This is a genomic window from Adhaeribacter pallidiroseus (assembly GCF_003340495.1).
In the GTDB taxonomy this organism is placed as follows: domain Bacteria; phylum Bacteroidota; class Bacteroidia; order Cytophagales; family Hymenobacteraceae; genus Adhaeribacter; species Adhaeribacter pallidiroseus.
Map to the genome: position 1 here is coordinate 71,168 of NZ_QASA01000002.1, position 13,224 is coordinate 84,391.

Sequence of the window (13,224 nt, forward strand, 5' to 3'; positions counted from 1 at the left end):
TAATTTCGTCAGTTTTCTCTGTTCATCAAAGTAAAACTCCTTCTTCAAACCTCAACTTCGTCATTATTCTCTGTTTAATCGTCAAAAAACTCTGTGGAAATCGTCATTATTCTCTGTTTAATCGTCAAAAAACTCTGTGGAAACGTCATTATTCTCTGTGGAACTAAATATAACTATTTATTAATCAAATATTTATGCATTTATAAATACCTTTAAACACTTTAAAATAAAAAAGTTAAATACTTTAAAACCATTTTCATTTTTGAACAGAGTTTTTTGACGATTTCAAATAAAAGACTACAATAATTAAATTCGAATAAATAGTAAAATAAAGAAAATAAGAACAGAGAAAAATGACGTCTTAAAAGAAGCAGAATAAAAATTTTATTTCTCTGTTCCTAGAAAAATGTTATTTTGCAAATAACTTCAGTAATATGACAATGGAACATTCAACTGCTTTAAAGTCAACTAAAAAAGTAAAGAGTTCAGGGACTATTGCACAAGGTAATTTTCTTGTTCGATCATATTTAACGTTTGGAGCAATAGAAGCTAAAATATTTACATTACTGCTAGCTGGAATTGACAAAGAAGATAAGAATCTAAAAAGAATTGAATTTCCTATGTCATTGATTACTAATTATAAAGGTGGAAGTGCCTATGAAGCTATTCATGAAGCTTGTATGCAGCTTATGGCTAAAAAAATTAATGCCCATCCGGAAGATTCCAAAAGGAAAAAAGGCTTTCATTATTACCAAGTAGTAATTGACTGCGGATTAGATTTAGGAAAAGGTATTATTTCCGGCCAATTCCACCCTGATGTTGAAAAATATCTCATAGATCTAAAGAAAAACTATACAATTAGTGAAATAGAAGAATTACTAAAATTAAAATCTGGCTATTCTCACCGTTTATTTTGGTATCTCAAATCATATGAAAACATTAAATCCAAGTACCGGAGAGAGCCTTTTGAAGAATTTAAAAATATAATGTTGGGAGAAACTCCAGAAACGTCATATCAAAATTCCGATTTTAGAAGGTTTGTTTTAGAACCTTCTTTTAAAGAAGTAGTTAGATCCAATGCCTTCAAAGATTTTAATGGTGAACCAACGGTTCGTTATACTTTAGAAAGAAAAGGGAGAATTGTCACTCATATACGGTTTGATTTCTCCAAACAAGCTCAATTAAGTTTATTTGATAAATTAGAGCATGGTTCCACAACTACCAATACCCTTCTAAGATCAGAGCCGGAAATAAGCATCTTATTACCAGATAAATTAAGACGACCTTTTGAGCGTTTAGTAGAGTATGGCTTAACTGAGCAACAAGCCAAAGTTGTGATAGAGAAAGTACCTATTGTTGAGTTAAATAAGGTACTCTATAAACTAAACAATGATATAATTGTAGATAAAATGCATCTAAAGCTAAATCGTACCGCTGGCATACATTCAGTAATGGTATTAAAGGAAAAATTTAGTGTAAAGTATAAATTGTGGTTATCACAATAATTCTCCTATTTATCATAATAGGGGTTATCTGACAAATAAATATAAAAAGTCGGGAGCAGTTATACTTTTGAATAATCTCCAAACAAGCATTCGCGCCCTGCATGACGCTCTCCAGGGTCTGGTATCCTTGCCAGTTGTTGTATACCCAGCCATTCGGAGCATCATAACTAATGGAAATAAAAATGTTGCCAAAGGCATTGGGTAGTTCTATTTTCAAGCAGAGTCGGGTTTAAATGGATGAACGAGATGGCGTGGTCTAACCTGGTTGGATAGAGAGTGCTGCGCTTTCCGGATTAGTTACTCTCCTGAGGTAAAACCGACTACGAAACTATTTACCAGCAAGCCAAATTTACGGGGGTAAAGGTACCAATTCCCCGGGCTTTTCCGGTAAAAATTTAAGGCCTGCTTCAGAATCTAGCGCAAGTAATAACGAAGTTATGAGCTTAAGCGTACGCCATCCAAAACAAGCATTATCCTTTTTAATAGTCCCCGTAAGTACGGGTAAAAACAGGCATTATTCTAAATTAACCATTGCCTTTCAAAAAGGCCGCAGAGGTACCATCATTGGTAAGATCGTCGAATTGCCCCATATTATTACCCGGGGAAGTACCCTGGAAGAAGTACGCGCTAAAATAGTAACCTTGCTGGCTAGCCAGGTGCCATCCACGCGGGTAAATCGTTAAACGCTAGATTTTAGGGATCAGTAAATAGTTGACCCCATCGTAGTCTTGGCAGTTGCAACTATGTTGGCATAAATCCTGCAAGCGGTTTTCAAAGCGTTCAATCACCGTATCCGGAATAGCTCGCTTCTTCATTTCTCGGGAGTCCATCACCAGGATATAAGTTTTGGTTTCGGCAATATCGACCACTTGTTTGAGAAACAAGGGCGAAGGGGCAATCAAATACTCGTATATGGCTTGCTTGGTTTTCAATTTCTCCATCCCTCTTTCCGGCTGCCGCTTGGTTTAAAGTATCCGTATTTATACAATAAAGTATTTATACTGCAAGCATTCCGAAAGGTTAGTGCCGCATTCGTTATTTTTTCTTCGACGTTATAAGACCTTTCGACTTGCGTGTAACGATAAACGCTTCTACCAGTATATAGTTTAAAAGCCTGGAGTAACCATCTGGTCTACTTTCCTGAATAATAGCATCGCTGAGGCTTCTGTCAGTCGCTCTTTCTTTAATCCATTTAGAAGTATGAAAATAATAGGTTGCTTGATTTGGGCGCTGGTTTTATCCTTCCGCTTACAGGCTCAGGAGCAGCCATCCGGGATGAAGGCAGATCCGTTGGGATACCCGGTTCATTCTTTCTTTATTGGCACCCAAATTCCCTTGCAATATAACGTAGGCTACAGCTACCGCTTCCCCCATCGTTTTGCTGCCCGACTACAGGTAGGCGTCCTTACCAAGCCTTATGACCGCTTTATCCGGAGCTCGATGGAAGCTTTTGGTTTGGATAAGGAATTAGGTAGAGTGATTGCGAAATCCTTTCGGGGAGGCACTCTGCTGAGCCTAAGCGCTAACTACCACTTTCCGAAAAGTTACACCGGGTTATACGGGCAGTATATTCACCTGCAAAGCGGTGGGGTAACGCCGGCGGATGCCCTAGGCATTTATTTTAAACGGGATTTCTCCGGGTTTGATCCCCAAGGTTTACCAGCTTTTGCCTTTGCCATGCAGTCGAACCTGTATCTACTGGGGGCTTTGTACGGCCGGCAATTTCCATTACCTAATCCCCGGTGGCGCATTGATGGAGAGCTTAGCCTGGCTAAAGTCATCACGTCGAGTAGTTCTTTTTCGTCCAATCGCCCGGGGATAGATCGGACGGTTTTGGCTAAAGGCTTGTACCAGGTACTTGACCGGGAAGTGGGAGCGGCTTACCAGCAACACGGCTGGTTACCGACCCTCAACGTGTACCTGGTCTACCAATTATGGTAGGAGAAATAAGTACGAAAAGGTTGCTCTGTTAATCAATGCTAATAACAGAGCCAGATCAAACTTTTCTCACTTAACATAACGGTACTTATCGGACAGGTAATTTATTCCTTAGGTATTTCAATGTAAAAAGTAGTGCCTTTATTTTCCTGGCTTTCAAACTAAATACGGCCATCGTGTAATTCCACGATATTCTTGATGATGGACATACCTAAGCCGACACTTTTTTCTCCCCGAATACCGGGACGACGGGCTTTGGTGAATTTATCAAATAAGGTAGCTTGTACAGATTCCGGGATACCAATGCCATTATCGGCTACGGTGATAAAGATCGTAGATTCCCGCTCCTCTAGGGTAAGGGCAATGGTACCCTGATCAGGCGTAAATTTAATAGCATTAAAATATTGTTGGTAGATGATGATGCTACTGCTACTTTCTTAACCCAAAGAACGCTGAAGAAATCCGGGATTGGAGTAGATGTTTTAACGGCTGCTCACGGATTAGAAGCCCTACAAATTGTAAAGCGCGTATGTCAAGAGGAAGAATGTCCGGAATTAATTCTACTGGACCTGAATATGCCCGTTATGGATGGTTTTGAATTTCTAGACGAACTTCAAACATCGGCCGATTTAAGTAGTGCGGATATCAAGATCGTTATTGTTAGTAGTTTCAGACATCACATGGATCTGGTCCGGGCTAATAATTACCCGGTAATTGATTGTATTGAAAAACCGCTAACTACATAACGGCACTTAATTACTTGTTAATAGCAAAAGAATCTATATAAATTAATATGTATTGATAACTTAATAGCTAAATTTGAAGATCACATTTTTAGAGTCAGCTGATAACAAAATTAAGTTTTGGATCTGCTTCATATATACCTTTTACTCTCACTCAACTAACTTATGCAATCTTCAACCATTTCTTTCTTGAAGAAAAAGAAAAAACAAATTTTGGAAGCCTGGATGAACAATCAGCTGGCGGACGCTACCCTTCGGGAAGATTTAATTTCGAATGACGATCTCCAAACCCAATCCGAGGACTTACTAAATGCCCTTTTAAAGGCATTAAATATGGGTACCACAGATTTAGAAGCAGAATCTTTACAACCAGTTATTGATATATTAAGTGACTTGTCCATTACTCGGGCGCGCCAAGGCTTTACGCCTCGGGAAACTAGCCTCTTTGTATTTAGTCTCAAAAAAACCTTTAACCAGATTTTACAACAAGAGCTAAAGGATAATTTTCAACTACTTTATCAGGAGACTATTGAGATAAGCAATATGCTTGATAGTTTGAGTATTGTCACCACGGAAACTTTTATCAAAGGAAGAGAAGAGGTTATTTTAAGGCAAACCGATGAGATCAGTGAAATTTCTACCCCGGTGATTCGGGTGTGGGAAGGCATTCTAGCTCTACCCATTATTGGTACCCTGGATAGCGCCCGCACCCAGGTTGTAATGGAAAACTTGCTGGAGAAAATTGTGGAGACCGGTAGCCGGATTGCTATTCTGGATATTTCAGGCGTACCCGCGGTTGACTCCTTGGTTGCGCAACATTTAATCAAAACGGTAAGTGCCACCCGCCTGATGGGGGCAGAGTGCATTATCAGCGGTATCCGCGCCGAGATTGCCCAAACCATAGTGCACTTAGGTATTGATCTTTCTAATATCCATACCAAAGCCTCCTTAGCCAGTGCACTTAAATTAGCTTATAGCATGCTGAATATAGAAGTACGTCGGGGCGAAAAGAAATTTCAAGGTTAGATATTGTCATGGATAGAATACCCATTCTGAAAATGGGCGAGTTTTTACTCGTAACCATCCAGGTCGATTTATACGATCGCCTGGCTTTAACCTTGGAAAGTGATTTAATGAATATGGTCAGTCGCACGGAAGCCCGGGGCGTACTGATTGATATTTCGGCGGTAAGTATCGTTGATTCTTTTATGGGGCGCATACTGGGCAATATTGCTTCTATGTCTAAAATAATGGATGCCGAAACAGTAGTAGTAGGCATGCAACCGGCAGTAGCTATAACCTTAGTAGAATTAGGTTTAACCTTGTCCGGGGTACATACGGCTTTAGACGTAGAGATGGGGATGGAACTTCTTCGTAAAAAAATTGGCCCTACACCAACCGACGAGGAAGATCTCTATGATGACATTATCTAAGGAAAACTTCGAGATAAAGCGGGAGCCCGATGTCATTTTGTACCGGAACCGAGCGAAAGAATTAGCGGCCAAAATTGGCATGAGTCTAGTGGGGCAAACGAAGCTTATTACCGCCGCTAGTGAACTGGTGCGCAACATGCTCCGCTATGCCGAGGGGGGAACGGGTACCATAGAAGTAGTTGTTAGAAATAACATTAAAGGTATCCGGCTAACCTTTGCGGATAAAGGACCTGGCATCAAAGACTTAAAATTAGCCATGCAGGATGGATTCTCAACGGGGCGCAGTTTAGGCTTAGGCTTGCCCGGAGCAAAGCGCTTATCCAACGAATTTGATATTAAAAGCGAACCCGGAAAAGGAACCACGGTAACGATCATACGCTGGAAGAATGGATTATAACTTGCACGTGCGGTTTGAATTGGTAGATCGAAGTTTTGTAAATATCGTAAAAAGGGATATTACTAAACTGGCTAGCAGTTTTGGGCTTTCGGAAGTAGAAATCGGCAAAGTTAATATTGTCATTGCCGAAATGGCCAGTAACTTGATTAAGCATACGCCAAAGGGGGGGGAGATTCTGGCCAAACCGATAACCAATGAAAATCAAATTATAGGCATTGAAATACTTTGCTTGGACTTAGGGCCTGGGATGTCGGATCCCAAGCGAATGCTGGAGGATGGCACTTCTACTTATGGTTCCCGGGGAGAAGGCTTAGGCGCGATTAAACGCGTAGCCGACGAATTTGATCTTTACTCTCGCCGGGAGTCGGGGACGGTGCTTTTGGCCCGTTTGTATAAGAAAGGTCAGAAACCCAAAGCGAGTCAACGCAGTAAATTTGACTTCCACGCGGTCATGGTAGCCAAACCGGGTGAATCCGAATGCGGTGATGGCTGGACCATGGTGCAACAAAACGGGGTTTGTCAAATTCTAGCGGTTGATGGTTTAGGTCATGGGGAGAATGCGCACATCGCTGCTAGTGCCGCCGTAGCTTCTTTTCAAAAGCAAACGCCCTCTCCTCCCGGTATGCTGCTTCGGAAAATACACAGCGATATGCTCAAAACCCGGGGCGCAGTGATGAACGTTGCCAGTATTGACCTGAAAAGTAATACGCTCACTTATTGCGGAGTAGGTAATATCGCGGGCCGAGTCTTGGCGTCGGATGGAGCAAAAAGTGTGATGTCTTACAATGGCATCGTGGGGCATAATCTGCCTAATACCATTAATGATCATCAAATAGTCTGGAACAATACGCAGATTTTGATCTTGCATTCCGATGGTTTAAAAAGCCGGTGGGATTTGACCAAATACCCGGACTTGCTGCAACACGATACCAGCATCATTGCGGCGGTAATTTATAAAGAATTTACCCGAAAAACGGATGACACCTTAGTGCTGGTGGGCCGAACCCGTCCCTAATGAAAATGAAAAAGGAAGTTATTAAAATAAAGATAGAAAACGAGCTAGACGTGGTTTTAGCCTACAAACGATCCATGCAATTAGCGGGATTTTGTGGCTTACCGATGGCTGGGCAGACGAAATTTGCTACTGCTGTATCGGAAATTTGCCGCAATGTATTAGAACACGTGGGTCACGGTCAGATTGGGTTTAACCTTATAGAAAATAAAGGACGATTATTTTTAGAGGCGTTGATCAGTGATCGGGGCCGGGGCATTGCCAACGTCGAAGAATTGTTAGCGAACCATTACCGGCCATACTCTAGTAAAGGCTGGGGTATCTATAATTCTAAGAAACTGGTAGAACAATTGTTTATTGAAAGTGATAGTGAAAAAGGAACCCAGGTGAAGCTGCATAAAGCCATCCCTCATAACCATCCGCCCATCAATAATGCTATCATACAAGGCTGGATTCAACATTTTGCCAGCGAAGCAAGCGTTTCTCCCTACGTAGAGATAAAAAATCAAAACATGCAGCTGCTAGAACTACTCGACCAGCTACGATTAAAGAATATGGAAGTGGAGCATCAGTTAACCGAAATTCAAAATTTAAATACGCAGTTACAAGCTTCTAATCACGAGATAACCCAACTATTACAGGAACGAAATTTAGCTAACGAGCAACTTACGGCTATTAATCAAGAGCTTGATAAATTTGCTTACATCATCTCGCATGATTTAAAATCTCCCTTATTTAATATTTTATCCTTAACGAGTATTATAAGCGAGGATTTAGAGGAAAATAACTTTACAAATGTAAAGAAGTCCATCGGGATGGTACTGGGCCAAGCCAAAACCATGGATAAATTTATTACGGATGTATTAGCTTATTCCAGCATGGGACGGCATACCATTAATAAAAATAGAGTAGATTTAGGAGAGTTGTTACCGCAAATTATTAGCTTTTTAAACGGGCCAGCTCACATTAAAATCGAAGTAACTGAAAACTTACCCGTTCTGTTTACCGAAGAAATTTACCTGCAACAGATTTTTACCAACTTACTTAGTAATGCCATTAAGTACAATGACAAACCGGACGGGTTGATTCAAGTAAGCTGCCAGCGGGTAGATTCCTTTCTGCAAATATCTGTTGCTGATAATGGGCAAGGCATTCCTTTGGAGGATCAAAATAGGATCTTTGAAGCTTACCAAACAGGTAGCCGGCACCGCAATTCCAGCACCGGATTAGGGTTGTCTATTGTTAATAGAATTATGCAGTTAAAGGGCACCGCTATTTGGGTCGAATCAACGGGTAGGAATGGCACCGTTTTTCATTTTACTTGGCCGATTGCAGAACTGGTTTTATCCTGAATTAAAGATATATTTTACTTATGTCTCATCCGAAAATCAATTGACGGTGCAAGCCCCGTTGAATAAGAAAGACAACAAGGCAGATGGAAAGACGAAATATGGCGCTTAAACGTAAGTCAGCATGAACTTGAAAAGCTTTTCTCTAGGACCTCTATTTTAGCTACTTAAAATTGAGTTGTATAGAAATGCGTTGACCAAACTCGTCTCACGAAACGACGGAAAAAAGATATTGAAAAGACCTGGTTACACTAGGTCTTTTTTGCTGTATATCCAATCTCAAAGGATCATCTCACAAATCAAAACCATTTTTGCATTTATTAGACGGTATTCGTGAGATAAAAACAATTGCTATACTTGGGTAAGTATCCAAAACATTAATTATAATTTTTAACCGATATAACCCAAAAGAGAAGAATAGACGATTTTGGCACTGTGTAAAAAAACGAGGGTTTTTCTACACAGTGCCAAATAACTGAAGCGTTTACTAAAATTTTGTTTATATTGCTATGTATTATTTCTAAATGTATTTTACTTTCTTCCATTGAGTTTCTTACATAGATGACCAAGATTGGCTATGCCCGGGTTTCCACCCTTGACCAAAACTTAGACTTACAACTTGACGCATTAAAGAGCGAAGGCTGCAAACAAATATTCACCGATAAAATCTCGGGTGTGAAAGCCAGCAAGCCACAATTTGAAAAGCTGCTCGACTATGCCCGACCGGGGGATACGATAGTAGTTTGGAAGCTGGATCGTTTGGGACGAAATACTGTGCAACTAATACAATTAGTTGAAGAGCTGAAGAAAAGAGAAGTAAATCTAAAATCCTTGAGCGAAGCCATTGATACAACCACTGCTATGGGTAATTTGTTCTTTCAATTTATGTGCATTCTAGCAGAACATGAACGCAACATCATTAGGGAAAGAACCCAAGCTGGTTTAAACTCCGCTCGGGCACGAGGAAGAACAGGAGGGAGGCCTTCAGGTTTAAACGAACGTTATAAAAGAATAGCACCAGAAGTGAAAGAAGTGTACGAGAAGAATAATAGGAGTACCGAGGAAATTCGTAGCATGTTCCATATTAAAAGCCAACCTACACTTTATAAAATATTAGAATTTGCAGGTGTGGATGTAAAGGGATTTGTAAAAAAGAGAAAAAGTCAATAATTCATATCTATTCAGTTTTGTAATTGAATCCAAAAGTGAAAAAGAGATATTTGAAAAAGCATAGTTGAATATTTTTAAAAGATTTCAGTTCCAAGTTTTAATAATTAGTTTACAGAAGGGGGAGAAGGCCTGAAGAATCAAAAGGAAATATATTTAAATAGGATTTAAACAGTATCTTTAATAGAATTGGAAAAACCTGAAATCAATTGAAATAATCTTGAAAGCGTTGTGCGGTTAAATAAAGTTCATCATTGTTGACCAGTACTACATGACTAACACGATTATGCAAATATAGAAGGTTGAATTTAAACGATTAATAAAAGACATGAGTAGCTTAATCATAAATAGGTTAAAATATAAGATTTCAATAGAACAGTTTATTTTGGCACTAAGTGTTAAGCAACCATTATTGTTCTCTAAAAATGCAGATTTTCTGTTCAGTAAAATTGCCAATAATGACTTTGAGAACATTATCTTTCATTTAAAGCAACAACTACCAGAAGTTCATGATAATGCAAAGTCTAAAGTATATTTTGATTTCAATAACTCACATACTCCTGATACTTACTTTAAAAAATTAGACATAAAGTATTTAGAATTACCATTTTTAAGGAGAGCTTACATTAAAAAAAATTAATAGAGATTTTTTCGTTAAAAAATTTCTTAATAGAGCCTTTTCCTACAGGTGTAGATCTTGCAATTTTTCAAAAAACAAATAATTATAACTCAGAATGGGCTATTTATACTAGATTTGATGTTGTAATATTTCCATATGAAAATGAAATATCATTAAGTATCGGAAGTACTGATACTCTAATAAGTAATATTAAACATGACTTTAATAGTGAAGTTGATCATTTAAAAATAGTAGATTCAGAAGATGGATTCATAAAAAGAGCAAAATTCAACATTGGAAATCAAAATGGATTAATTATAGCAAATGCAGACAAAAGAAAACAATTAAATATTAGAAATAAACCTCAAAAATATTTTTATCAAAATCATTTTAAAACTATTAATGACATCTATTCTATACTATTAAATGAATCTGATAATGAGAATGGATTACGATTTGAGAGTGGAGGATTCAAAACAGTGCATCCAGCTGATGTTGATCAAGTGGATTTTGATAAAAACCAAATACTATTTGGTAAGGGCTTGACTGACGTTAATGCGGCAAGTGGAATGCGAGATGGTGGGCCTTACGAGGTGCCAAATGGAATAGCAGACAATTTAAAAATTTTATTTATTTATCAAAATAGAGAACAAGCTAACAATCTTTTTTCATATATAAAGCAAGGTTATAAACATTATCCAGGATTATTGAGCTATGCTGGTATTTCTGTGAACATTGCTAATGAAAGATTGCAATATTCAAACAAAGAATCTTTATTAAATGAATTCAATAATTTTATAAATGGCGTACTGACAAATGAATCATATGCGGATTACTTTGCATTGGTAATTTTACCTTTCTCAAAAGAATCTGCAGATTTATCAGATAACAAATTATATTATTTAATAAAAGAAAAACTTTTAAAAAAAAGTATTGCTTCGCAATCAATAGATAGTACAAAAATAAACGGAGCAAATTTTCATTATCATCTTCCTAATATTTCTGTTGCCATTTTAGCTAAAGTTGGTGGCATACCTTGGAAACTTAAAAGAAAACCATATAATGAATTAGTTGTTGGTTTTAATGAAGAATATTTTGAAGAAAATCTTGTTCTAGGAACTGCTGTCTATTTTGATAATAGTGGAAAGCTTAGGCATGTTAAATCCTTTAATGGCAATAATAGAAATGACTTAATAATTGCTTTAAAGAACTCGATTCAAAATTTTTTAGAAGCTAACCAAAATAATCCTCCGGATCGACTAGTCATACATTACTATAAACCACCTCGCAAAGAAGATGTAGATAGGATTGATAAGTTGATTAGAGATGAATTCAGGTTTAATCTTCCTTTTGCATTGATAGAAGTAAATGATACAAAAGTAAGTACAGATATATGTTTTGATGTAAAGTTTAATTACGGGATGCCCATTAGTGGAACTTTTGTTAGATTAAGAAAAACTAGTAACGAGTATCTGTTATTCAATAATCAAAGATACTGGAAAAATCCACTTAAACCAATTAGTGCAGAGGAGTATCCTATCAAAGTTAAATTGTATAATACTGAAACTGGGGGTTTTAGCCATAAAGAGCTACTGAGTCAAGTTTATGAGTTTTCTAGATTGTATTGGAAAGGACTTAAACAAAAAAGTCAACCTGTGACAACTCAGTATTCAAAGATGATTGCTGAGTTTGCAGTACATTTTGAAAATGGTAGGATTCCTGAAAACCGAATTTCACAAAAAACAGCTTGGTTTATTTAATATGGATATTAAACAAGCTATAGATAAAAGCCTATTTATATTTGGAGCTGGTGCTTCCTATGATGCTGGTTGCAAAATGTCAGGAGATATGCTGAAAGCGTTGACTGAAATTATCTGCTTGAATCAGGAGGATCCTTTTACAGAAATCGAAAGAGAAACCATAAAGTTTTTACTTACTTGTTTAAATTATCATTCAGAATGGAAAACTTGGGAAGTAAATAGAGAATATTCATTGCAGCCTAATATTGAAGAATTAGCACTTTTAATCAGAAGAATAAAGAACCGAGATAATTTTTTACCTTATCCTGTAACTGGTAATTGGGCTGATAAACTTCTTAGATTAGAAGCTCAATTCAAAGAGCAAAATAAGTTTGGCCTTTATCATAAAATTGAAGATACAATTAAAAATAAGCTTATTCCCCAATGGCTTGAAGTTAAACAAACAGATTTCTTAAAGCCACTTGATGATTTCTTTCAAAGAAATACAGATAAAAGAATAACCTTTGATATTTTTTCTATGAATTATGACAAGGTAATTGAACAACATTTTTCTGAACAAAAAGCGAAGCCATATAGAGGATTCTATAGTGGCGAATGGAGAGGATTTAATGTGTCTGATAGTATTGATGAATTTAATATTATTAATTTATACAAATTACATGGGTCATTAGATTGGACCAGGCTTATAGATGGAACTGTTTTAGAAAAATCTGATATTGATGAATATTACGAAGATATCGAAGGAGAAAATAGAATTGAACATGATCCAGTTATAATATTTGGGCATGGCACAAAGTTTTTTTCTGTAGAACCTTTTTTCAGCCTAATTCAAAATTTTAGCAATAAATTAAAAGAAAGAAATTACTTTTTTATTATTGGCTATAGTTTTTTTGATCCATATATAAATAATTTACTTATTCAAGCTGTAAAAGATGGTGGTTATAAAAACAAAAAGATCATCATAGTAAATCCATCTTTTGCATTTAATCCACCCTTAAAGGTAGATCATTTTATAGATCATGATCTGTATGGTTGCCATCTTAATGAAAATAACTCAGAAGCAAAGAAAATCCTAACTAATTACATAGAAGATATACAACGGAATGCTTTTTATTCAGAATTGCCTGAATTCAACATCAAACAAGTTCCATCCGAAGCTTTATATTATTTAAGAATGGGTACAAAAGAATTCTTTAATCGTTTTTTTAATAATTCAGGTGAGGCTTTTTTAAAGCTTATTGAAGATTTTGAAAGTCAAGGTGAGAAGTCTTTACCATTCTAAGATATTTATTACTAATTAT

General features: G+C 37.1%; 16 protein-coding genes. 13 read left to right on the forward strand and 3 right to left on the reverse strand.

The annotated features are described in order from the left end of the window. The first annotated feature begins 434 nt into the window (after nt 1-434). On the forward strand, nt 435-1,505 hold the full coding sequence (locus AHMF7616_RS25505) for a replication initiation protein (RefSeq protein ID WP_115375834.1): 1,071 nt from the start codon (nt 435-437) through the stop codon (nt 1,503-1,505). Here the strand turns inward: AHMF7616_RS25505 and AHMF7616_RS26255 are convergent. Then, nucleotides 1,471-1,722: a hypothetical protein gene (locus AHMF7616_RS26255; protein WP_147275797.1), complete on the reverse strand. Its 252-nt coding sequence runs from the start codon at nt 1,720-1,722 to the stop codon at nt 1,471-1,473. The genes AHMF7616_RS25505 and AHMF7616_RS26255 overlap by 35 nt on opposite strands. Nucleotides 1,723-1,942: 220 nt before the next feature. Here AHMF7616_RS26255 and AHMF7616_RS25510 point away from each other — a divergent pair, with 220 nt between their 5' ends. Further along, complete coding sequence (locus AHMF7616_RS25510; protein WP_115375835.1) at nt 1,943-2,188, forward strand: hypothetical protein; 246 nt, start codon at nt 1,943-1,945, stop codon at nt 2,186-2,188. A gap of 3 nt (nt 2,189-2,191) precedes the next feature. On the opposite strand, the gene AHMF7616_RS25515 is transcribed toward AHMF7616_RS25510, so the two are convergent. Next, complete coding sequence (locus AHMF7616_RS25515; RefSeq protein WP_115375836.1) at nt 2,192-2,446, reverse strand: hypothetical protein; 255 nt, start codon at nt 2,444-2,446, stop codon at nt 2,192-2,194. Nucleotides 2,447-2,705: 259 nt separating this feature from the next. Between AHMF7616_RS25515 and AHMF7616_RS25520 the strand changes: the two genes are divergently transcribed. After that, entirely contained in the window at nt 2,706-3,446 is a 741-nt protein-coding gene (locus AHMF7616_RS25520; RefSeq protein ID WP_115375837.1) for a hypothetical protein, read from the forward strand. Between the two features lie 158 nt (nt 3,447-3,604). On the opposite strand, the gene AHMF7616_RS25525 is transcribed toward AHMF7616_RS25520, so the two are convergent. Beyond that, nucleotides 3,605-3,865, reverse strand: a complete 261-nt coding sequence (locus AHMF7616_RS25525) for a sensor histidine kinase (protein WP_115375869.1) — start codon at nt 3,863-3,865, stop codon at nt 3,605-3,607. Here AHMF7616_RS25525 and AHMF7616_RS25530 point away from each other — a divergent pair. The 10 genes from AHMF7616_RS25530 (at nt 3,848) to AHMF7616_RS25575 (ending at nt 13,205) form a co-directional block, all read left to right on the forward strand. Continuing rightward, on the forward strand, nt 3,848-4,189 hold the full coding sequence (locus tag AHMF7616_RS25530) for a response regulator (protein WP_158546262.1): 342 nt from the start codon (nt 3,848-3,850) through the stop codon (nt 4,187-4,189). The two genes, AHMF7616_RS25525 and AHMF7616_RS25530, sit on opposite strands and share 18 nt — an antisense overlap. 162 nt (nt 4,190-4,351) lie before the next feature. Then, the gene (locus AHMF7616_RS25535) at nt 4,352-5,212 is read left to right on the forward strand and encodes an STAS domain-containing protein (RefSeq protein ID WP_115375839.1); all 861 of its coding nucleotides are present in this window, start codon (nt 4,352-4,354) and stop codon (nt 5,210-5,212) included. An 8-nt stretch (nt 5,213-5,220) separates the two neighbouring features. Beyond that, complete coding sequence (locus AHMF7616_RS25540; protein ID WP_115375840.1) at nt 5,221-5,619, forward strand: STAS domain-containing protein; 399 nt, start codon at nt 5,221-5,223, stop codon at nt 5,617-5,619. Further along, on the forward strand, nt 5,603-6,016 hold the full coding sequence (locus AHMF7616_RS25545) for an anti-sigma regulatory factor (RefSeq protein ID WP_115375841.1): 414 nt from the start codon (nt 5,603-5,605) through the stop codon (nt 6,014-6,016). Before AHMF7616_RS25540 ends, AHMF7616_RS25545 begins: the two co-directional genes overlap by 17 nt. Further along, nucleotides 6,006-7,031, forward strand: a complete 1,026-nt coding sequence (locus AHMF7616_RS25550; RefSeq protein WP_115375842.1) for an ATP-binding protein — start codon at nt 6,006-6,008, stop codon at nt 7,029-7,031. The genes AHMF7616_RS25545 and AHMF7616_RS25550 overlap by 11 nt, the downstream gene beginning before the upstream one ends. Next, on the forward strand, nt 7,031-8,380 hold the full coding sequence (locus tag AHMF7616_RS25555; RefSeq protein WP_115375843.1) for a sensor histidine kinase: 1,350 nt from the start codon (nt 7,031-7,033) through the stop codon (nt 8,378-8,380). The genes AHMF7616_RS25550 and AHMF7616_RS25555 overlap by 1 nt, the downstream gene beginning before the upstream one ends. A gap of 558 nt (nt 8,381-8,938) precedes the next feature. Then, the gene (locus tag AHMF7616_RS25560; RefSeq protein ID WP_115375776.1) at nt 8,939-9,547 is read left to right on the forward strand and encodes a recombinase family protein; all 609 of its coding nucleotides are present in this window, start codon (nt 8,939-8,941) and stop codon (nt 9,545-9,547) included. A 325-nt stretch (nt 9,548-9,872) separates the two neighbouring features. Then, nucleotides 9,873-10,184, forward strand: a complete 312-nt coding sequence (locus tag AHMF7616_RS25565; RefSeq protein ID WP_115375844.1) for a hypothetical protein — start codon at nt 9,873-9,875, stop codon at nt 10,182-10,184. A 458-nt stretch (nt 10,185-10,642) separates the two neighbouring features. After that, nucleotides 10,643-11,923 (forward strand): argonaute/piwi family protein, encoded by a 1,281-nt coding sequence (locus AHMF7616_RS25570; protein WP_115375845.1) that lies wholly within the window; start codon nt 10,643-10,645, stop codon nt 11,921-11,923. A gap of 1 nt (nt 11,924) precedes the next feature. Then, nucleotides 11,925-13,205, forward strand: a complete 1,281-nt coding sequence (locus AHMF7616_RS25575; RefSeq protein WP_158546263.1) for an SIR2 family protein — start codon at nt 11,925-11,927, stop codon at nt 13,203-13,205. The last annotated feature ends 19 nt before the right edge of the window (nt 13,206-13,224 follow it).

Bases quoted from the DNA above. Each gene is read 5' to 3' on its own strand.
- AHMF7616_RS25505 (WP_115375834.1), top strand. From the start codon at position 435: ATGACAATGGAACATTCAACTGCTTTAAAGTCAACTAAAAAAGTAAAG.
- AHMF7616_RS25510 (WP_115375835.1), top strand. From the start codon at position 1,943: ATGAGCTTAAGCGTACGCCATCCAAAACAAGCATTATCCTTTTTAATA.
- AHMF7616_RS25515 (WP_115375836.1), bottom strand. From the start codon at position 2,446: ATGGAGAAATTGAAAACCAAGCAAGCCATATACGAGTATTTGATTGCC.
- AHMF7616_RS25520 (WP_115375837.1), top strand. From the start codon at position 2,706: ATGAAAATAATAGGTTGCTTGATTTGGGCGCTGGTTTTATCCTTCCGC.
- AHMF7616_RS25535 (WP_115375839.1), top strand. From the start codon at position 4,352: ATGCAATCTTCAACCATTTCTTTCTTGAAGAAAAAGAAAAAACAAATT.
- AHMF7616_RS25540 (WP_115375840.1), top strand. From the start codon at position 5,221: ATGGATAGAATACCCATTCTGAAAATGGGCGAGTTTTTACTCGTAACC.
- AHMF7616_RS25545 (WP_115375841.1), top strand. From the start codon at position 5,603: ATGATGACATTATCTAAGGAAAACTTCGAGATAAAGCGGGAGCCCGAT.
- AHMF7616_RS25550 (WP_115375842.1), top strand. From the start codon at position 6,006: ATGGATTATAACTTGCACGTGCGGTTTGAATTGGTAGATCGAAGTTTT.
- AHMF7616_RS25555 (WP_115375843.1), top strand. From the start codon at position 7,031: ATGAAAATGAAAAAGGAAGTTATTAAAATAAAGATAGAAAACGAGCTA.
- AHMF7616_RS25560 (WP_115375776.1), top strand. From the start codon at position 8,939: ATGACCAAGATTGGCTATGCCCGGGTTTCCACCCTTGACCAAAACTTA.
- AHMF7616_RS25565 (WP_115375844.1), top strand. From the start codon at position 9,873: ATGAGTAGCTTAATCATAAATAGGTTAAAATATAAGATTTCAATAGAA.
- AHMF7616_RS25575 (WP_158546263.1), top strand. From the start codon at position 11,925: ATGGATATTAAACAAGCTATAGATAAAAGCCTATTTATATTTGGAGCT.